This window comes from Pantoea sp. E956-1 (assembly GCF_982223955.1).
The window spans coordinates 59,464-79,332 of sequence record NZ_CEUYZP010000011.1; the positions used below are offsets into that span (position 1 = coordinate 59,464).

General features: G+C 50.3%; 18 protein-coding genes and 4 pseudogenes. 12 read left to right on the forward strand and 10 right to left on the reverse strand.

Translation table 11 applies throughout. The features are described 5' to 3' along the window. Positions 1 to 15: 15 nt before the first annotated feature. From AC0T7J_RS20845 to AC0T7J_RS20855, 3 genes are all read right to left on the reverse strand, one after another. Positions 16 to 258, reverse strand: a complete 243-nt coding sequence (locus AC0T7J_RS20845) for a TIGR03758 family integrating conjugative element protein (protein ID WP_110412171.1) — start codon at positions 256 to 258, stop codon at positions 16 to 18. Next, complete coding sequence (locus AC0T7J_RS20850; RefSeq protein WP_187493239.1) at positions 258 to 593, reverse strand: integrative conjugative element protein, RAQPRD family; 336 nt, start codon at positions 591 to 593, stop codon at positions 258 to 260. The genes AC0T7J_RS20845 and AC0T7J_RS20850 overlap by 1 nt, the downstream gene beginning before the upstream one ends. A gap of 366 nt (positions 594 to 959) precedes the next feature. Then, positions 960 to 1,880 (reverse strand): alpha/beta hydrolase, encoded by a 921-nt coding sequence (locus AC0T7J_RS20855; protein WP_473796629.1) that lies wholly within the window; start codon positions 1,878 to 1,880, stop codon positions 960 to 962. Between the two features lie 361 nt (positions 1,881 to 2,241). Here AC0T7J_RS20855 and AC0T7J_RS20860 point away from each other — a divergent pair, with 361 nt between their 5' ends. Next, a complete protein-coding gene (locus tag AC0T7J_RS20860) occupies positions 2,242 to 2,778 on the forward strand; it encodes a GNAT family N-acetyltransferase (RefSeq protein ID WP_275103466.1) in 537 nt (178 codons plus the stop codon). Positions 2,779 to 3,189: 411 nt separating this feature from the next. On the opposite strand, the gene AC0T7J_RS20865 is transcribed toward AC0T7J_RS20860, so the two are convergent. Then, entirely contained in the window at positions 3,190 to 3,642 is a 453-nt protein-coding gene (locus tag AC0T7J_RS20865) for a GNAT family N-acetyltransferase (RefSeq protein WP_473796633.1), read from the reverse strand. A gap of 273 nt (positions 3,643 to 3,915) precedes the next feature. On the opposite strand from AC0T7J_RS20865, the gene AC0T7J_RS20870 reads away from it, so the two are divergent. Then, positions 3,916 to 4,812 carry a PhzF family phenazine biosynthesis protein gene (locus AC0T7J_RS20870; protein ID WP_473796636.1) on the forward strand — a complete coding sequence of 299 codons (897 nt, stop codon included), beginning with the start codon at positions 3,916 to 3,918 and terminating at the stop codon, positions 4,810 to 4,812. Positions 4,813 to 4,919: 107 nt separating this feature from the next. Beyond that, entirely contained in the window at positions 4,920 to 5,387 is a 468-nt protein-coding gene (locus AC0T7J_RS20875) for a GNAT family N-acetyltransferase (RefSeq protein WP_473796639.1), read from the forward strand. Between the two features lie 72 nt (positions 5,388 to 5,459). On the opposite strand, the pseudogene AC0T7J_RS20880 reads toward AC0T7J_RS20875, so the two are convergent. The 3 genes and pseudogenes from AC0T7J_RS20880 to AC0T7J_RS20890 form a co-directional block, all read right to left on the reverse strand. Further along, positions 5,460 to 7,582: pseudogene (locus tag AC0T7J_RS20880) on the reverse strand (tyrosine-type recombinase/integrase). Between the two features lies 1 nt (position 7,583). Further along, entirely contained in the window at positions 7,584 to 8,567 is a 984-nt protein-coding gene (locus AC0T7J_RS20885) for a tyrosine-type recombinase/integrase (RefSeq protein WP_473796642.1), read from the reverse strand. 73 nt (positions 8,568 to 8,640) lie between these two features. Beyond that, positions 8,641 to 8,772: pseudogene (locus AC0T7J_RS20890) on the reverse strand (DNA polymerase V subunit UmuC); the annotation flags it as partial. 464 nt (positions 8,773 to 9,236) lie between these two features. Here AC0T7J_RS20890 and AC0T7J_RS20895 point away from each other — a divergent pair. Then, entirely contained in the window at positions 9,237 to 9,674 is a 438-nt protein-coding gene (locus tag AC0T7J_RS20895) for a GNAT family N-acetyltransferase (protein ID WP_159870772.1), read from the forward strand. A 116-nt stretch (positions 9,675 to 9,790) separates the two neighbouring features. On the opposite strand, the pseudogene AC0T7J_RS20900 reads toward AC0T7J_RS20895, so the two are convergent. Further along, positions 9,791 to 9,892 (reverse strand): annotated as a pseudogene (locus AC0T7J_RS20900) (Y-family DNA polymerase); the annotation flags it as partial. Between the two features lie 14 nt (positions 9,893 to 9,906). After that, the gene (umuD, locus tag AC0T7J_RS20905) at positions 9,907 to 10,326 is read right to left on the reverse strand and encodes a translesion error-prone DNA polymerase V autoproteolytic subunit (RefSeq protein ID WP_425012993.1); all 420 of its coding nucleotides are present in this window, start codon (positions 10,324 to 10,326) and stop codon (positions 9,907 to 9,909) included. A gap of 537 nt (positions 10,327 to 10,863) precedes the next feature. Between umuD and AC0T7J_RS20910 the strand changes: the two genes are divergently transcribed. From AC0T7J_RS20910 to AC0T7J_RS20940, 7 genes and pseudogenes are all read left to right on the forward strand, one after another. Further along, positions 10,864 to 11,148: a helix-turn-helix transcriptional regulator gene (locus AC0T7J_RS20910; RefSeq protein ID WP_473796647.1), complete on the forward strand. Its 285-nt coding sequence runs from the start codon at positions 10,864 to 10,866 to the stop codon at positions 11,146 to 11,148. Positions 11,149 to 11,664: 516 nt separating this feature from the next. After that, positions 11,665 to 12,588, forward strand: a complete 924-nt coding sequence (locus tag AC0T7J_RS20915; RefSeq protein ID WP_473796650.1) for a DUF1281 domain-containing protein — start codon at positions 11,665 to 11,667, stop codon at positions 12,586 to 12,588. Positions 12,589 to 12,624: 36 nt separating this feature from the next. Then, on the forward strand, positions 12,625 to 12,870 hold the full coding sequence (locus AC0T7J_RS20920; protein ID WP_425028380.1) for a hypothetical protein: 246 nt from the start codon (positions 12,625 to 12,627) through the stop codon (positions 12,868 to 12,870). Next, positions 12,867 to 13,205: a hypothetical protein gene (locus tag AC0T7J_RS20925; RefSeq protein ID WP_473796653.1), complete on the forward strand. Its 339-nt coding sequence runs from the start codon at positions 12,867 to 12,869 to the stop codon at positions 13,203 to 13,205. Before AC0T7J_RS20920 ends, AC0T7J_RS20925 begins: the two co-directional genes overlap by 4 nt. A gap of 536 nt (positions 13,206 to 13,741) precedes the next feature. Continuing rightward, positions 13,742 to 14,386, forward strand: a complete 645-nt coding sequence (locus AC0T7J_RS20930; protein ID WP_473796656.1) for a LysE family translocator — start codon at positions 13,742 to 13,744, stop codon at positions 14,384 to 14,386. A 94-nt stretch (positions 14,387 to 14,480) separates the two neighbouring features. Next, a pseudogene (locus AC0T7J_RS20935) lies at positions 14,481 to 15,586 on the forward strand (IS3 family transposase). A gap of 77 nt (positions 15,587 to 15,663) precedes the next feature. Next, positions 15,664 to 16,760 (forward strand): IS3 family transposase gene (locus AC0T7J_RS20940; RefSeq protein ID WP_473796659.1). Its coding sequence is split into 2 segments (ribosomal slippage): positions 15,664 to 15,925 and positions 15,925 to 16,760, totalling 1,098 coding nucleotides; the frame shifts between segments, so codons are not numbered across the junction. 595 nt (positions 16,761 to 17,355) lie between these two features. Here the strand turns inward: AC0T7J_RS20940 and AC0T7J_RS20945 are convergent. After that, the gene (locus AC0T7J_RS20945; RefSeq protein WP_473796661.1) at positions 17,356 to 18,231 is read right to left on the reverse strand and encodes a LysR family transcriptional regulator; all 876 of its coding nucleotides are present in this window, start codon (positions 18,229 to 18,231) and stop codon (positions 17,356 to 17,358) included. A gap of 822 nt (positions 18,232 to 19,053) precedes the next feature. Here AC0T7J_RS20945 and AC0T7J_RS20950 point away from each other — a divergent pair. Continuing rightward, positions 19,054 to 19,344, forward strand: a complete 291-nt coding sequence (locus tag AC0T7J_RS20950; RefSeq protein WP_473796664.1) for a hypothetical protein — start codon at positions 19,054 to 19,056, stop codon at positions 19,342 to 19,344. Positions 19,345 to 19,869: the final 525 nt, after the last annotated feature.

Below are 19,869 nucleotides of genomic sequence, written 5' to 3' on the forward strand. Positions count from 1 at the left end.
TGGGTTGATTAAGGGTTAACTGCAAAACATCCAGATACTTACGACTAACAATAAAACCGTGCGGACCACGGCCCTGCCCATGGCGGCTGACTTAACGCGATCCCCGGACCAGCCCGACCAGACGTCGACGATGGCCCAGGCTGCCCAGAAAAAAAGGAAGCCAATCAGCAGGCCAAGGCACAGCAGGTGCATCCCGCTGGGTTCCAGATTTCCTGAGGCGGCTTTAAAGGCCGCTTCCTGCGCGGCGGTCATCGCCATCAGGGGCGTTCCCGGCGGTAGTTACCGGCTACGCCCGATAGATCGCGTGGCTGAGCGCGGGAAGGCTCAAGGTAACGATCGATACCGGCGTTGATGGTGCGCAGGTCGGCGTTAGCGCGCTGGTAGTCAAAGAAGTAGCGCCCACGCTCCGCGTTATCCTCCTGGGCGGCGGCCACCCGTGCACGCTCCAGCGACGCCTGCACCTGAACGATCATGCGCTGGGCGGACGCCAGCTCATCCTTTTCAGATGCCTGAGCTGACAGCGCCGTGAGAGATGAAAGGCCCAGCACGCCGCCACACAGAAAAAGTCGGGCTACCGGGCGATAAGATTTCATATGCACCTCCAGTGGTTGTTTGGTGCGGTAAGGATGCGGAATCCGGCTGGACGGGTCAGCCGTTAACTCATTACCCGAAAATGAAAATTAATTGGGAGGGGTTGAAGCGGGGTGAAGTGGTTAGAATGTTTTAGGGTGTTGTAACTATTAACTTCTGCTGTCGCACCGCTTCGCGGCTTGCCTGCTGACGACGTTACCCGAAACGAGTTCAGGTAACGTCGTCCAGCCTGGTAAAAGCAGTGGTTACGCTGTTAAGACATTAAAGTCCGCTATGAGCGATAAGCGGACACAAGCATAACGTCCGACTTTTATTTTCTATTTTTCTTTTTTACCGAGAAGGTAATAACATGATGAAAAAGCAGTCTGTCAGTGTTCGTTATCTGAACGAATAAGGGAGCATACATCCCGCATCAGATTACGTGCTGTCTGGCTAATGCCTCCAAGCTGAAAGAAGCCGTGAATGACGCCCAGATAGCGTTGTGCCGTGCACTTTACCCCTTGCTTTGTCATACGAACAAACAAGGCTTCACCTTCATCGCACAGGGGGTCATATTCCGCTGTAATAATATGTACAGGCGGCAGTCCCGAGAAGTCGTTACGGAATAGCGGACTGGCTTCGGGGTGGCTAAAATTAGTATGGGGAAAATAGGCTTCGAAACCGCTAATCAACGTATCACGAGTTATCACATAATCACTGCCGTTTAACGTGTAGCTGTCAGACGATGCTGTTGCATCCAGCATAGGATAAATGAGTACTAACTGTCTGGGTAACCACTCTCCTGAATTTCTCACTCGCAACGCTGTTATCAGGGCAAGATGTCCGCCCGCGCTGTCACCCATTAATGTTATATGATTGCGGTCAACTCCCAACTCAGGTGCGTGTTTCCATACCATGTTAGCGGCATATTCTGCATCATCATGCCCGGCAGGATAAGTATGTTCTGGCGCTAAACGACACTGCACAGCAACGACACGGCAGCCACTCAGGAAAGCAAGCTGCCGCAATTGATTTTCATGGGTTAAAAAACCACCACTTACAAAACAGCCACCATGATAATAGACAACCGTAGGTAACACTTTCTTTTCATTTAATGGCGAGAAAATACGCAACGGTATGTTGTCAATAATCATGTCTTCAATATTTACGCGTGTCTCAGTACTACCAGCCAGTGCTGTGCTTGCGACATAACCATCCCGACGTTCCTGGAGTGTCTGACTGCGCGATGACGGGCGACCAGCAGAGATGAAGTCGTTAACAAGACCTGCAATTTCTGGTTCAAGAGCCATAAAAATTCACCCTGAGTGAGGAAAATTGAGCAGTGAACGACAAGTATAATTTCTAAGGACAGCTCATATAAACTATTAAAAATCAATACCGGGGACAGGTCATGACCGCAATGCCTGTTTGCTGAGACAACAGCAATTACAATAAGCTTAAGGTAATGGCATTGCGGCTTTAATAGTCCGCTTCTGGCACAGAGTGGACTGACGTCAGGGGACTGTCCGCTATGAGCGAGAAGCAGACGTCAAATGGCGGCGGGCAAATCCTGCCAAATAGACGTAACAATCATATTGTTAATCCTGAGATTTATGGTTATAAAAATAGCGAGATAACTCATTGAATAAATCGAAACGCTCAGGAGAAATTTTGCGGCTAATCACCTCCCGCTTGCATCTTCGGCCTGTAATCAGCTCAGACGCAGATGAGCTTTTCAGAATTTATGGCGATCCTGCCACGAATACGTTTAATCCAGCAGGCCCCTATCCTGATATTGATTATGCCCGCGATGTTTTAGCTCGCTGGATTAAACACTGGAAAGATTCCGGTTTCGGAAACTGGGCTATCTCGCTGAAGGATAATCCTGAAAGAATCATCGGTTTTGGCGGACTGAGCATCCGTATTCATGCCGATACCGCTATTAATAATCTGGGATATCGGTTCTCTGTTGAGTCATGGGGGAAAGGACTGGCGACAGAGTTTGCTAATCATGCTGTCAACTACGGGTTTGGTGAGCTAAAACTGCCTGAAATCTCTGCACTAGTAAGAGCAAATCACCTAGCATCGCAGAAAGTCCTGGTGAATGCCGGACTCAGGTATGTACAGGACATTCATGATGTGAGAAATACGCCCGCCAGCATGCTGTTTACGCTGACTTACGCCGAATGGAATAAAAAGCAAGAGTGAGAGAACTACTCAGTAGCTTTTAACAAAAGACCACTTTGCCGCCCCCCGCAGAGCGCCTCGGCGCAATTCTGCAGCGAACGGGAAGTTTCCGGCAATATCCCTGCTCAACCCCTTAAAAAGAGTTCTTGATGATTTTGCCGCATCTGTGTAGCTACGCAGTTAGAGCTTTTCTCTAAAGATTAATGCATGTAGATGTTTCAAATGACCGCTTCTGGCAGAAAGCGAACCGACATTTAGCTATGGTCCGCTATGAGCGAAAAGCGGACGTGCCCCGTTCACGTCCGGGCGATGTACAGTACTTGCTGGTAATCTGCTGAACCACCCGGAGTGAACATTACAGCCGGGTTATGCATCGTGGTCTGGAGGCTGCGGTTCCAGACACACGAGTCGTCTGATCGCATAGGACAGCTGCTAGGGCACGCGCTTAAGCATGTGGATTGCTAAGCCACCGTTTCGTTCTTCAGTGCGTTCAACGTGATAACCTAATGATGCGTAGAGGCGAAGGTTCACTTCAAACAATGAGTTCGTATAAAGTCGTACGACATCTAAACCGGCTTGAACGGCCAGTTGCTCTGCATGAGCCACCATCTTTATTCCGTAACCGCGCTTCTGGAAACGCGGGTCAACGGCAACGCTTTCAATCAGGATATCGTCCTTGCGCTGAATTGTTTCCACGAGCGCGGCCAAATCTGGGCCAGAGAACAAAAGATCGACTCTGTTCTTCTGGATGAATGCGGCGTGATCCGCCTTCATCGGAAGAGGTTCTCGGCCAATCACGGGTACCCACTTAGCGTAAGCCATTCTTGTGAGTTTCGTAACGGCCTCGGCATCACTAATCGTTGCAATTCGCATCGTCTCGATCATGTTATTGCCATAACATCTGTTACGAGCCCCACTGAAACGCGCTGAGCGCGTTTCTGGTCAAAAAAAACAGATAACTGTTCCACAACATTTTCCATGTCTGTACATCATTCTCTTTCAACACCCGGATAAGCATAAAATCACCTCTTCAATTTATTGAAGTTCACCCTGTACAAAGCATAAGTATCTGTACCTAATATATACAGCGTGATAAAAAATAACAGAGATACTGAATAATTACTCATTTTTATAGAATATAAACTCATGAAGGTGCTAATGAAAAGACGCTATGTGATTGCAGACGTATTTACTGACAAACCTTTTAGCGGTAATCCGGTTGCAGTCGTTCTGGATGCTGAGGGACTGACCACTAAGCAAATGCAGTTACTTGCCGTTGAGTTTGGCTACAGTGAAACGACCTTTGTATTGCCCCCTGAAGATTCCTCAAATACTGCTCATGTCCGTATATTTACGCCGTCTCGTGAAATTCCTTTCGCTGGTCATCCTAACGTGGGGACTGCTTTTGTGCTGGCAAATCAGGCCACACTAAATGGCAGGTCGTTGCCTGAAATTCTGCTGTTCGAAGAGGCTGCCGGGCTGGTACCGGTCAGGCTTATTAAAGAAAATGAGGCGGCCACCGGTGCAGAACTTCTTGTGCCTGAAGCATTATCCTGCCGCACAGAAGTCAGCCCGGAAAAGGTAGCCGCCTGCCTCTCTCTGGGAACCAGTGATATTCGGACAAAAATGCATATGCCTCTTGTCGCCTCGGTTGGTTTGCCTTTTCTGGTTGTCGAGCTCGCAACCCGGGATGCACTTCGCCGTTGCGTACCAAATTTACAGGGTTTCCGGACTGTTCTGCCTCTCGATGGTGCGGTTTCTGTTTATGCCTATACTCTGGAAATTGCTCCGGAAGACCAGTGTGATATGCATGCCCGCATGTTTACTCCGCGAATGACCGAAGATCCGGCGACAGGAAGTGCGACAGCAGCAGTGACAGCCCTGCTGGCACAGCTTCGCAATGAGAAAGTGCTCTCGCTCCGGGTAAGCCAGGGCGTAGACATGGGACGGGCCAGCGTGTTGTATTCAGGCTATGACGGCACGTCAGAAATACCGTCCGTCAGGGTGGGAGGAAAAACCGTTATTGTGATGGAAGGATCATTTAACCTACCCTGAAGCACAAGTGGATGGTTCGCTGTGCCAAAGCGGACGTTGTGCCTTAGTGATTTTTTCAGAGATTGATAAGGTTAATTCCCCCTACATCATTTGGACAGGTGTGAAAAGTGAGCATTTCAGCGATACATGAATGGCATATGAATGATTTTCTGATTAGTACAGACAATGAAAAGTTGAATATACAGGCTGTGCATCAGTATTTGACGAGATCCACATGGGCAAAAGGTATCGATCTGGAAACCGTCACTGCTTCAGCAGAGAACAGCCTTAACTTTGGCATTTATCATAATGAATTACAGATAGGGTTTGCACGCCTGATAACAGATTATGCTACTTTCGCGTACCTTTGTGATGTGTATGTGCTTGAGGAGCATCAGGGCGACGGGCTGGGAAGGTGGCTTATGGAATGTATTCATAACCATCCGCTGCTTGAAAAGCTTCGTAGAGTGTTCTTATTCACAACAACTGCGTCCTGGCTTTATGAAAAGTTTGGCTATGAACCGATAAATCAGAAAAACTTCGCGTGGGCCATCACCAGGCCTGATATCTATACCTATAGACAAAAGCAAACATAACATTTGCTCCAAATGCCTGCTAACAGGCCCTTCAAGAGTGCAAGGTCCGCTTTTGGCACAAAGCGGTCCTTTTTACCCTTCGGGTTTAAGGGGCAGTCTTTCAAGAGCCTGCTCTATTTTCTCTGCGTCCTGTTCCACGATCGCTCTCTCATCAGGTGTGAGCGGAACTTCTTCAAGGTAACGTCTGACGGAGGCTTTGCTTTCCAGTATAAGCCCGCGCGCGCTGTCCTTCAGCAGGTTGAAATCGCAGCCGATACAGGCCATCTGGTGTTACAGCTGCTCCAGAAGGGATTCGTGCAGTACGAATCGCCTAAATCATAATATGTAGCGGGTCCGGTCAGGATGGCGGCTTCAGGATCGTGATCAATCAGCACGCTGATCATGTGAGCGACCCTGTCTGCTTTGACGAACGAGGTGGCCAGTTGCGTCGGGCGGATACGGAGATAATGCATGGTGGACTGAGGCGTTGAATGCCCCGTCCACTGCATCAGTTCGTACAGCGACATGCCCTGCGGTACGCTGGCAAGTGCGGTTACCGCTGATGCCCGTCCCCGGTGGCTGGTTATCGTTCCGCCGCTGTCTTCTGAAGGCACGCCCGCCCGTGTGCAAAGCATCGGTATCACCGTACGGTTAAGAATGTCACCGCCGGCTGGCTTACCGCGGTACTGAAACAGAAACCGGACTTTCTCACCGGTCCGCTCGTCGGCTAGCATAGCCTGTTCTGCCGGGCGCTCATCCAGCCAGAGATCGACATATTTTTTCACCACGGCCGCCACGGGTTTTACAAAGGCTTTTGAGGTTTTTCCGGCAGGGATATGCAGGTAGCACAGGGATCCTGCCGGAATAATACTGCCGTCGTCCTTCACGATATCGTCCGCCTGTGGTGCGATACACCCGGTTGTCAGGCGGAGCAGTTCGCTCTTTCTCACCCCCGCATGGGTCCAGATGACGGCCATCGCCTGCAGCATGGTAAGCGGATAATGTATTTCAGTGAGCAGGTCTTCCTGACGCAGATTCATGCTGGCCCAGATGAGCTTCAGCCAGACCGGATCGTCAATAACACGGGGGTTGACGCCGCGACGGAACAGGGACGTATCCGGTGTGGAAAGATGGCGGGCAGGGCTGAAGCGCAGGCGCCCCCAGCCCCAGTTTTCGTAATCAATCATAAAACGGCGCAGTGAATAGATAAAATGCGCCCTGGAATGCGGCATCATGGGTTCGCCGGAGCGCACCGATTTGCGGGTGCCCCTTTCTGTGCCCAGCTGGAGTTCATCCACTTTCATCCGGCCTACCGCCGCGATGAAGCTGGCGCACGTTTCCATCGTCCAGTCTGCCGGTTCCCGAACCTGCGGATGCTCCTTCGTCAGCCAGAGGCCGCAGCGCAGAATAAAGCTGTACTGGCTTTCACGGGTGCGCGGCCTGAGCACCGACGTTTCCCGCCAGCGCCGGCACCAGTGTACCCAGGCCGGATCGATTCCTTCCACCGGTTTTTCATACCATTTTGTATAGTTTCGCATCCTCATAGGGGCGCTGATAATTCCCAGCGCGGCAAGGCCATGTGAAACCCGCCCGACATACCGGGAGGTCCCTGCGTCCATGCCGGACTGGACCTGCCACAACAGGTCCGGCGTAAATGTCTCAAGCCGCGGATCCCTGTTTACTATCATCAGCGTTGCGAGTATGCCTGATATGTGATTTTTCTGGCTGGCCGGGGCATAACCCAGCGCCGTCAGCGTATCGGTAAGCCGTTGCAGCTCCTGATGATAAAAAGTCTGACCAAAAATGGCAGAGGCATAAAGCGCGGGTTTGCGGATATCGGGCAGGCTGAGCGGGTCATGCAGACCTCCCAGATGCCAGGCAAAGGCGGCCATTAACGGACGGCCCTCCCTGACTTCCCGGCAAAGCGTCTGCCACCGTGCCTGAGGCCAGCACCAGCAGGGCATGCCGGCTGAATGCATTTCGCGCAGCAATCCGGCCATCACCAGCCCGGTGATTTTGCTGCCGCATCCGCTTCCGGCAGCAATGTCCGTCAGGGGCCTGATGAGGTCCGGCGCAGGTTTCATCCGTAATATACCGGACCGGCTGTGGGAGCTGACCAGCGCCGTCCGTTCAGCGGAGGTCAGCGACGTCTCAAGCCGGTATTCAGTCATGTCGAAGGGACGCCAGCTGTTTTCAATCGGTGTGTGTGGGCTCATGCTATTTCTCCGCGCAGAAAATAAGGTTCGCCATCCTGAGGTCTGCCATTTCTATCGCTCCTGCCATTCTGGCAGCAAGATCCCTGCCAGAAAGATGAATATAAATCTGTGTCGTGGCCAGGTCGCGGTGTCCCGCATAGGTGGCAAGCTCGTGCAGCTTCCAGCCTGCGCGGGCCAGGTGTGTAAGCCGCAGGTGTCGGAAAGTATGCGTTGAGATATCCGGCATCCCGGATTCCAGCGCCCATTTCCGTACCGTTTTACTCCAGGTCCAGATGGTAAGTGGCGCACCCTGATTACGATCGGACCTGGAACGGAACAGGGCACCTCTGGCAATTCCGGTCCGCTTCATCTGCATGAGGTGAGCTGCCAGCACGGGCATTACTGCCGGGCTGTAACAGACTATCCGTTCGCGCCGGCTCTTGGTGGTTTCTGCCCGGATACGGATAAGACGGTGCGCGAAATCGAAGTCTTCGATACTCAGCGAGGTGACTTCAGACCGCCGCAGCGCGCCGTAGTAGGTTAATGCCAGCATCAGGCGGTCACGGAGCGGTGAAGCGGCGGCATAAAAGAGAAAAGACTGCCACTGCGCATCGTCAGGAATATGCGGCAGCTTCACGAGGCGGGGAACCAGCCCCCGACCGGCACTCGGCATGCCAGGCGTGCCGGAGCGGGGAAGCGGATTGAGGGTGCAGAGATCCAGATACATCAGAAAGTCATACCAGAGGCGAATCGCAGACAGGCGGAGCTGGAGCGTGGCGCTGGCCGCGGGAAAAGGCATACCGGGTAGCTGAGGGCTGATGTAAGCGGCCAGATCTTCAAACCGGGCCTTTAGAGGTTCGATCCTGCGCTGGCTGCAGAACGCAAAATAATGGCAGAGGGCACTGCGGTAGGCTGTGAGCGTAGCCTGCGCTCGTCCCAGATTGGATAACAGTTTCAGCCAGCGCTCGGCCAGTAACAGGAAATGTTCATCCGGTGGAATCAGCATTGCGTTCACCTCTGGCAGCATTATTACTGATTAAAGTTTACTCACACAATGTTGCATTCCACTTAACTTACTAGAGCCCATAATTCGAGCTAAACACATGAATCTTTTCAATATATCCTTCATTCTTTATCTGAAACCACGGTGCACCCATTTTGATGCCCAGCGCTTTGGCGCCCGCCGAGCGGGCGATGACGCAGCCATCATTGTATCTGAATGAAGCTAACAATTAGTTATTAACAAGCTAATGATTTTAAGAAGTATTTAACTACTAACTTTTACTATGTGTTTTGTATCGGTGGCTTACTTAAGTTAGCGGCTAGCGTGTTAAGTGCTATGGCTGTCGCTGGGAGTTGGTTTAAGCCGATCAGAGGAAGGTATGTTGTGGCAGCGCGATGTATATGCCTGTAACCGGCTACGCCGGGCGGCGCAGTGCTGTTTAATATCTGTATCACTCTCAGCGGCATTCAGGGCTGGCTGCGCACTGCTCGCCAGACTCGTTCGCCTCAAGCAGGCAGGCTCAATCGGACTCAATGTCCGGCTTGTGCCAACAGCGGACGTTGATGCCTCCGTTGTACAGCGGAAAGGCAAAGCAGAAAATAAAAGGCTTGAAATTCGACTCTACAACTGTAAATTTAAACAGTTATTTATCCAGCAAATAGGACTTTTGAAATGAATGGCTCGGTTGAAGAGATAAGTTTTGAGATTTGTGAAAACACTGATGCGGAACAATCATTACCTATTGAAGAAGGGCTTAATCATTTCAACGATTTAATGACGGGAATAAGTGACCGTAAACCATTATCTGTATTAATAAAATCAACTAAAACTGGTGAAGTACTTGGAGGAATGCAAGGACGTTCGTCACTGGGTCTCCTTTTTATAGATCTTTTCTATCTTCCACCGGAGCTGCGGAGAATGGGGCTTGGTACAGATATCCTCAACCGTTTCGAGGATGAAGGGCGGAGAAGGGGCTGCACAGCTGCATTTTTGTATACGATAAGCTTTCAGGCTCCTGATTTTTACAAAAAGCACGGTTGGGAGGAATTTGGGCGTATTGGCTGCGAGCCGGAAGGTACAAGCCGGATATTTATGAAGAAATCCTTATAAAATTCATCTTCACCTTTCAACAGGGGCGTCAGCTCTTCGCTCATAGCAGACCAAACAACACTCCAGAGCTGCTGACATGAACAGCATCAAATTAACTAACGTTTCTCACCACTCAGATCATTATTGCTGAGCACCACCACAGGTTTACCGCGCAGGTCGGGCCGGAACAGGGACTCGCAGCTTGCATAGAACGAGTTGACGTCCGCCAGTCCGAACATAGGCAGCGCCATAGCTACCTCCTGCGCGCTTTTGTACTGCTGAAGAACCAGGTGACGACGCCCAGCAGCTGCAGTTCATCCGGATAAATGACGGAGTAGGCCGGATTCATCGGCAGGAGAGCCAGACGGGGATGCAGCTGCAGCCGCTTGACGGTAAATTCGCCGTTCACCTCGGCGATGACGATGTCCCCGTGAGAGGCTTCTTCTGCGCGATCGACCACCATGACGTCGCCATCACACAGTCCCAGTTCCTGCATGCTGTTGCCGCTGGCGCGCACAAAAAACGTGGAGGCGCGCCGGCGGATGCAGAGCTCGTTGAGGTCAAGTTCACTTTCAACATAGTCTGCGGCGGGTGAGGGAAAGCCTGCTGCACAGGGATCAGCGTAAAGGGGCACGCGTACCCGCGGGGTGAAAACCGGGGGCCAGAGCAGCATAAGGCCTGAGCCGTACGCGGCGGGTTTCACAGGACGCTCCCTGAAGAAAACGTCGGTGACGGGACAGGTGCGGTATGTAAGTCGTGCATAAATTCCTCCTCTGTAATTGACTGGTTTTATATACAGTATTATTGGGCGGAATTTATCTGGCAAGAAAAAGCAAAGCGGTGATGAGAGAAAGCAGAATTATACCTCTGATAAATAGTGGAAAGTATTTATAAGCGTCTGCTTTCAGCTGCGCTCTGAGTAGCACCTGGCATGGAAAGCATGCAGATAGACTTCCGGATCCACTGATCCCCCTGTCTTTTTCGGGAAAGGAGCGTAAGCAGTCTCAGCCGGCGACGGTGAAATGACGCTTCCTCGCCACGGCTGTTCGTTCCTCGCGCTGCTGCGGTACGCCTCAGCCGTGACTGCGGCGAGCGTGGCGGGCTCCGGTGTAAAGGCACGTTTTTTTGCTGTTTCATCGTGTTCGCCCGGATCGGGCCGATTTATGCTGCATTCAGATGTTTTCTGACGCTTTATCCTGAGAGGAAACTTATGGATGATCTCACTTCTCCTGCCCGCTTTCTGGCGTACCTTATGGCAGAGCACCACATCTCCATGAAACTGCTGTGCAGGCGCAGCGGGATGGACCGTGACGCCGCCCGGGCCTTTCTGGCCGGTCAGCTGCCGGTGACCCCGGCACTGGCGGACCAGCTGGGCAGGGTATCTCATTCGCCCGGATTCTGGCTGAACCGGCAGGCCCTGTGGACGCGCTCTGAATCTGACCTGCAGTCTGATAACGGCTGGTCCGGTGCCGCACTGAACTGCAGCCGCGGCTGAGCGGCCGTGGCGAACAGAAAAAAGCCCGCCCGGGATAAACCGGACGGGCAAATGCAGTGGGGCGTGATTCATCTTACGCATACCATCTTCAGCAGAGCCGGCAGTTCATCATGTGCCTGTGACATACGTGTGACAGGGCCGGCCTTTCCCATTCTTTCTGCCTGTTCCGTTCCCCTTTTCTGCTGCTGAACCGCGTCATTTTCATAAAGGCCATCGCTGCGCTCCGCTTTTAACCGGCGCGCCAGCGTTGCCTGACGCCGGAAATCCCTTCCCTCAGCCACTCTCTTTTCTCTTTCAGGGCCTGCACCGTGCCTTCACGTTAGCCGGGCCGCTTCGCCGGCAAGGGACGCTGGCGCTCGTCCTGCTCACCCGTTCCCCGCCGTGCGCGGGACATTCAGTCCGCTCCGGCGGCGCGTGCGGCTTGCGCTTCCGCCCGTGCCTGCTCTGCTTTACGCCCGGCTGCTGTGGCGGCACGGCGCAGGTGAGGCCGTGCAACCATTGACTGAGGAGAGAGTTATGCCGAACTGGTGTGCAAACAGGCTGCGTGTGACCGGCCTGGCGGAGAGCGTGAGTCAGGTGCGGGCGCTGATGACGGGCGGGGTGCGGCCGCTGTATGCGCGGGCGGAAGCAGAGGGTATTCAGCTTTTTCTGGCGGGCTGCGCCGGACTGCTGCGTCCGGTGATGGACGAAACGTATGTGCCTTATTCGGTGCTGACGGCGGCGGGGCAGGGTGAAGACACCCCGGAAAACCGCGCCTTTACGCAGTGGCTCGTGCACCTGCGCGACGGCGCAGCACTGTCGGACGAAACCTGTAACCGGCTGCACGACCTGTGGCTGGCCACCGGACTCCGCAGCCGGACGTGGGAGGCGCTGGATGAGCAGGCAAGGGCGGTGATGAATAGCTTATGGAAGCGTAAGCATTACGACTGGTCAGGCATGAGCGGGGACAGCGTGAGTGAATTCTGGAGCCGCACGGGTGACAGCAGTGCCGTTGCGGACGGTGCGGCTGATTTTGACATGCGCCTTCTGCTGCCCACCCGTCTCGATGTGGAAATCAATGGCTTCAACGGTGGCCTGCTGGACGGGATTCCGGGCGGCTATGAGTTTTATATCGCGCAGTACGGCGTGAAGTGGCCGGTGGGTTACGCACTGGAGGTGGGTGATTGCGGGCCGGACTTTCTGGAAGTGGACTTTGATACCCCCTGGTCACCGCCGCATGGTCGGGTATTTGAAGCCCTGAGCAGGCGTTTTAGTGTGACTGTCGGGCACTGGTACGCGGAAAGCGGCTGCAGTTTCTGCGGGTTCGACCTTTACAGCGACGGCGAACTGACTGACAGCCTCAGCAGTCAGCTGGAATGGGATGAAGAGGATGAGGACGGTATTACGTGCGTGACCGGACCGGACTGGATAGTAAACAACATCGGACACTTTGGCGGCTGAGGGGAGGCGGCGGGGTAAGCCCCGCCGGACAGGATGATGAAAAGAGAACTTACGCTGGCGGGCCTGATGGCCAGCCTGTCGGGATTTGCCCCGGATACGCCGTGCGTGGCTCACATCTGGATGGCGGACGACTTTGAGGACATTGACCCGGAACTTACGCCCGGTGAAGTAACTGCAGCGATCGAACTGGCGGACAGGACGCTGGATGCTGATATCAGTCTCAGCTGGGGATTTATGCGCGACTGTGCAGAAAGCGTGAAGGCCCGGAGGGAGACTGAATGAACATCTGGCTGGTCAGTTATCAGGAAGAGACAGGCAGCACCTCACACGAATACCACATGCTGCTCAGCGGGCAGGACTTTACGCTGGCTGAAGCCGCATGCGAACGGATGGGCGAAAACTGGTGGCCACCCGAACGCCCTGTCTGCTCTCAGGGCTGCTACTGGCAGTTTAACCGTGGCAGCGTCTGGCTCAAAAGCATCGTTCTGCTTCAGGAAAGTGAGGCAGAGACGCTGGCCGGACTGCGGTTCCTCGATGAGTGGCAGGTGAGTGGTTCGCCGGATGCACCCGTCATCTGTGACCGCAGCGACTGCCGGTGGGAAGATTACCGGCCCTGATATTTTCACCCGATGCCGCCCCGACTGGCGGCATCTCTTCAGTAAGGCATAAGGATGTCGCTTCGCTCCGCTTCTTTTGCCGCTTCCCGTCCTGCGGCCGGAAACCGGCAGATGCAAAGTGCCGTGCCCTCACGGTAGCCGGGCCGCTTCGCCTGCAAGGGAAGCTTCGCCGTCCTGCTCACCCGTTCCCCGCCGTGCGCGGGACATTCAGTCCGCTCCGGCGGTGCGTGCGGCCTGCGCGTCCGCCCCTGCCTGCTCCGCTTTACGCCCGTCTTTGTGGTGGTCACGGCACCACAGGGGTGCCCCCTGACACTGAGGAGCATAACTATGTCCAGATTCATGCGTGGCGATATCCGTATAACCTTTTGAGGGTTGCTCGTCATCAGGTCCGGACTGACCGCGCTGGTGTACCCTATAATAGCCGTGTCATTCGGATCGATCACCCTGCTGACCGCGGCAAGAGTATCCCTGGAGTAGTAATCAGAAGTCCATCCCGGTAAATTGAGTCATCTGACTTCAAATCTTGTGAGGGAATCATGCTTGATATCACTAACTTTGGACTGTTTGCTCTTTCCGTCTTTCTGCTATCGGTCACACCGGGACCAGATATGGCCTATGTAATTGGTCAGAGCGTAGCAAACGGCCGACGTGCTGGCATCATCTCTGCTACTGGCGTGGCGCTAGGCAGCTGCGCCCATGCAATTGCAAGCGTAATAGGGCTCACTGCTCTACTTGCCGCATCTCCGGTGATGTTTACAGCGGTAAAATATGTTGGTGGGGCTTACCTGATATACTTGGGCGGGAAAATGATTCTCGGAACGTTTAAAGATAAAAATATGGAAGACGACGCTGAGGCTAAGATAAGTCCGAAGACAAATGCGTACGGTCTGTTATCTAAGGGCTTTATCACAACGTTAACAAATCCGAAGGTACTCCTTTTCTTCATTTCCTTTTTTCCACAATTTGTCTTGCCTGAAGGCAAACATCATGCAGAGTCTTTCCTTTTACTGGGCCTGACATACGCGCTTATCGCATATCTTACTGATAGTATGTTTGCAATTATGGCCAGTGGCGCCACTGGAGCCATTTCAAAAAATATCAAAATGCAAAAACTGCTGGATCTCGTAGTAGGAGCTACTTTTGTTGCGCTGGGCATTAGACTTGCCTTAACCCGTCATTAATGAATAAGCTTAATGAAGAGATCTGACCTGCTCCCCGTTGATTAATACACCGCGATGTTAGTAATGTCTTCATAAGCCACATGAGGACATCCCCATGAAGAAGCGTTTTTCCGACGAACAGATCATCAGTATTCTCCGCGAGGCTGAAGCCGGCGTTTCTGCCCGGGAACTCTGCCGTAAGCATGCTATTTCAGACGCCACCTTTTACACCTGGCGCAAGAAGTTTGGCGGCATGGAAGTCCCCGAAGTGAAGCGGCTCAAGTCACTTGAAGAGGAGAACGCCCGCCTTAAGAAGCTGCTCGCTGAAGCCATGCTGGATAAGGAGGCGCTTCAGGTGGCTCTGGGCCGAAAGTTCTGACGACAGACCAGAAGCGGGAAGCCGTGGAAGCCATGTGTGAGACAACGGGTCTGTCGCAACGCCGTGCCTGCAGGCTGGCCGGTCTGTCACTTTCAACCTGCCGTTATTCGGCTCAGCGCCCGGCTGCTGACGCGCAGCTCTCTTTACGTATCACAGAGCTGGCACTTGAACGCCGCCGATTTGGTTACCGGCGCATCTGGCAGTTATTGCGTCGGGTGGGCTTTCACGTCAACCACAAGCGGGTTTACCGCATCTATCACCTTAACGGTCTGGGTGTAAAACGCAGGCGGCGCCGTAAGGGGCTGGCGACTGAACGGCTTCCGCTTCTTCGCCCGGATGCGCCGAACCTGACCTGGTCGATGGATTTTGTCATGGATTCACTTGCCAGCGGCCGCCGGATTAAGTGCCTGACCTGCGTGGATGATTTCACGAAGGAGTGCCTGACGATCACCACGGCATTCGGGATTACAGGCGTTCAGGGGACACGTATTCTGGATAGCATTGCGCTGTTTCGTGGCTATCCTGCAACGATAAGAACCGATCAGGGCCCGGAATTTACCTGCCGCGCGCTCGATCAATAAGCCTTTGAACATGGCGTTGAGCTGCGCTTAATCCAGCCGGGCAAGCCAACGCAGAATGGATTTATTGAGAGTTTCAACGGTCGCTTTCGGGATGAATGCCTGAATGAACACTGGTTCAGCGATATTGTTCACGTCAGGAAAACGATTAATGACTGGCGGCAGGATTATAACGAGTGCCGTCCACATTCATCGCTGGATTACCCGACGCCAGCTGAATTTGCAGCGGACTGGCGAAACGGGAAATATGAAGAAAAACCATGACCCTGACCCAAAATCCTGTTCCATTCAGAAACAGAATTCCGGCATGATAAACACTCCCCTGAACGGAGGATGTGCTGATGAAAAAGTCACGATTCACCGAAGAGCAGATTGTTTTTGCCCTGAAGCAGGCTGAACTGGGTACGTCAGTGCCGGACGTCTGCCGCAAACTGGGTATCTCCGATGCCACTTTTTATACTTGGCGCAAGAAATACGGCGGAATTTCCCCTTCCGAACTCAGACACATGCGGCAACTGGAAGAGGAAAATCTGCGGCTGAAGAGGCTGGTTGCCGATCTCAGCCTCGACAAGGCGATGCTGCAGGACGTGCTGGCAAAAAAGAGCTGACGCTGGCACGCCTGCGCGAATGGGTCAGGGATTTACAGGCCCGGTACGGTGCCAGCGAACGACAGGTCTGCTATGCGCTGCGGCTCAGCCGCAGTTCGTTCAGGTATCGTCCAGTTGCTGCCGATGACAGCGCGCTGCGCCTGCGTATCCGTGAGATCACTGAAACGCGAATTCACTACGGATATCGACGGGTACACGTGATGCTCAGGCGGGAAGGCTGGCGCGATAACCACAAACGGATCTACCGGCTTTACAGCGAACAGGGGCTGTCACTGCGTCTCAAACGGCCACGCCGCAATAAATCCGCTCAGCGCCGACAGCCGCAGCCTCAGGGCCTGTATCCGAATCACGTCTGGGGCATGGATTTTGTCTCTGATGCGTTATTTGACGGGCGACGACTGCGCCTGCTGACGGTTATCGACCTGTACACCCGCGAATGCCTGGGGCAGAATCTGCGCTCAACAGAAGTGGCAGAAATGCTGAACAGCATAGCGCTCAGGCGTCCGTTACCTCAGCTGCTGAAAACCGACAACGGCTCTGAATTTGCGGGGAAAATGCTGGACAGGTGGATGTATGAACGGGGTATCCGTATCGACTTCTCACGCCCCGGAAGGCCGACGGACAATGCGACGGTGGAGTCCTTCAACGGCAGGCTGCGCCAGGAGTGTCTGAACGAGAGCTGGTTCATGTCTCTGGAGGATGCACGGTGCAAAATCGAGGCCTGGCGCATACACTATAACCAGAGCCGTCCCCATTCTGCACTGGGCTGGATGACGCCCTCCGAATTTGCCGAAAAATCTGCCGGTTGCCAGAATATGCAGCCAGAATGAAGCCGATTATTCCTGATTATGAATGGATCACATACGGGGAGCGGGTCAACCAACCGACATTACTAACTGAAGGTTGTATCTAATCTTGGGGGCAGGTCACTGAAGATGAAAGAAAGCTTAAGCAATGATTAGGATCAAACACGACTGACGCGCCCAATCATAAATCAAACTGCAGGCTGAACAAAAAAAGTAAATTCAGCGCGCAATGATTATTATCGAATTTTCATGGTCTTATATGAATCTTTATCATGCATAAATTTAATAAACTACTTATGCAGAAAAATAATTTACTTACTTCAGTCAATAGGCAAATAGTGATGAGTACTGACAGAATCTTCAAAATTTAAATAAATTTGCTACAAAGTTTTTATTTACAATTTGTTTAATGAATGAAAATTTATTTAAAAAGGTAATAACCAGTTTAATTTGACAATATTTTTTCTAAAGATATAATAAGTTCAGAAGTCGAGGTTAAAAGTCCTCAGGCTTTCTGTTATCCGCATGTGTGTAAGTTTCGCCCGCAAAAGCGCGGGCTTTTTTTTAACCCTTGAGCGGGATAGCATAAAATCCATATTTTTCTTTTTAAAATATTTTTTCAGACACGCATAATGGTTTTTCCTATTTCGGCAGCAAGCTTGGCAAAAATATTTCTTTCTGGGGTGTCACTTCTATAAATCAAATATAATTTTTTATTTATTGACGTCCCCCGGAGTGGAATGTATTTTATCTCTTCCTCATCTTTAACTGCATATTTTGGTATTAAAGCAACAGCTTTTTTTTTCAGAAGTGCCATTTTAAGAACTTCTGTGGTAGAGTATATGAGGTCTTTTTTAAAATTAAGGTCATGATTGACTAAGATCCTGTTCTGTGAAGTATCCAGACAGTTACTATCCTGAATACCTAAAACAATACGGTCTTTCAAGTCAGCTAAATTAATTTCAGTATTTTCAGCCAGTGCATCTTCGCTGCTGACCGCGAGCACATACGTGAATTCAGCAACCAGAATTTTTTCGTACAAGGAGAAGCTATCGTCACAGGCAGAAAGAATACAATGAATTTCTCCGGAATCAATCTGCGCTTTGAAACTCTCCTTCTTAATTTCGTGAACCTTCACAGGCCGTTCAGTAAGACCCTCCAGCGTGTTAACGACCTGTAAGTACAGATAATGTGATATAGATGTCGTTATTCCCAGATGTATGCATCTGTTGAGCAAAGCATCTGTACTGGCTACATCCCTTATCATTCTCATACAGACCAGTATTGAATGCGCATAAGCGAGTATTTCGTTTCCTTTTTTTGTTAGAGCAACTGTCCTTGTTGAACGTTTGAAAAGCGAAGCGCCAAGCTCCTTTTCCATCCTATTAATCGAGTTACTGATAGTGGGTTGCGATGCATTACACAATTCTGCTGCCTTACTAAAACTTCGTTTCTCAGCTAGGGCTACGAAGTATTCAAGATCCTTAAGGTTCATTACTTTCACACCTGTAATATTATTAACCACTCCGTAATCTATATGCAATTTAATATGATTGGTAGGATATTTTAATTTTAATTTAAAAATAAAAAGCAATTAAGTCAAATTAAAGAAAACCTTCGATTTTATTCGAAAAATAAATATATACCTCTAATTTATAAAAATTAAACCTGATTCATTGTAATGATTGTGTAAATTCAGTCCAATACAGTTTTACATCGTTGTTCTTATATTTTTCATGTGTATGCTTTTTTTTGAAAATTCAATACAAATTAATGGATAGTGAAGGTGCATGCAGAATTATAACCCAATGAATTATAATAAAAAATGGTTAGTTAACCCTGGATTATCAGCTTATGTTTAGTTTGATGCATCAACTTACCAGCCAAAAGCATTCTTGCCTGGAAGAGTATAAGGCATCTAAGATAGGAGTTAGCTAGCGTGACCGACTTTCTGAGTGAAAACATAATAACATTGAAAACTATCTGTCTGATAATGATTCAGTGATTTATTACAATATTCCGTCATCACCGTTGGCCTTCAGGATGCATGGAAATATGTTAGTAAATCTTGTTGAAACATTGGGTGTTTTTGCTGAAAGTTCATGTAAGAACTAAACGATAGAAATATTTACAAATTATCACCACTTTAATTTAACCAGTGTATGTATTAAAATTTTTTTTAAAAAATTAACTGAAATATGAATGAGGTTACAAATAATTTATTTTATAAATAACTAACATCGTTTTTTATGTACTATCGTTTTATTAGTCTATAAGTAGTTCTTGCTGACATTTAGTTTGAATGAGGAATAATAAAGTGGATAAAAATTATCAAGAGTTCAGAAAGTTAAAGAATCAGACAGATGCGCTTCTGTTGCAGTTAAGCGAAGGAAAAGACAAGCATGCGGGCACATTTATAAATAATTTCATCCATTTGCAAAAAGCATATCGTCTGCTCACGCCCTATTTGCTGGATAAAGATTTTCTTGAACGGGTCAGAGCAACAGATGAAATTATGCTGATTGAGATCGTTATGACTGGCAGAGCAATTCTCTGTATGCATAAATTTTATAATACCTTAGTAACTATCTCCGACGGTCGTAATTAATTTATTCAATTAAGAGTGTCAATTAAATATCTTTTCCAATTATTTTGGTCATTTATTTATTTTTAAACTTAATTTTTAGCCGTAACCTTACAGGCTCGTACTATACTTCGCTTGAAGACATCCTTATGCTTTGTTCTTCGATATGTATGCGTCAGCGAAGGGGAATATTAAATATCCTGAATGTACTTTTTCGGATAGTAAAACACACCTCTTTCCTGATCTGGAAGTTGTATCTGAAGAATTACCTTCGGTAATATCGGTATTTGTGATTGTGCAGTACGCAGATTAACCGACTGAAATTAAATTACCTATTTTATAATTTATATTTTTTTGAATTCCTTTTGATTCACTACAAAATTTTATAACTCTTTTGAAATTTTAAGAGATAGAAAATATGATGCATTTAGATTGTTATTTAAGGGATGTTAGTGTTCCATATCCAAGTTGATCGTATCCGTCACTCGTGAAGCAATAATTTACATAACCTTCTTCAAGTCCATTTTTGTCCATATTATTTTTTACTTC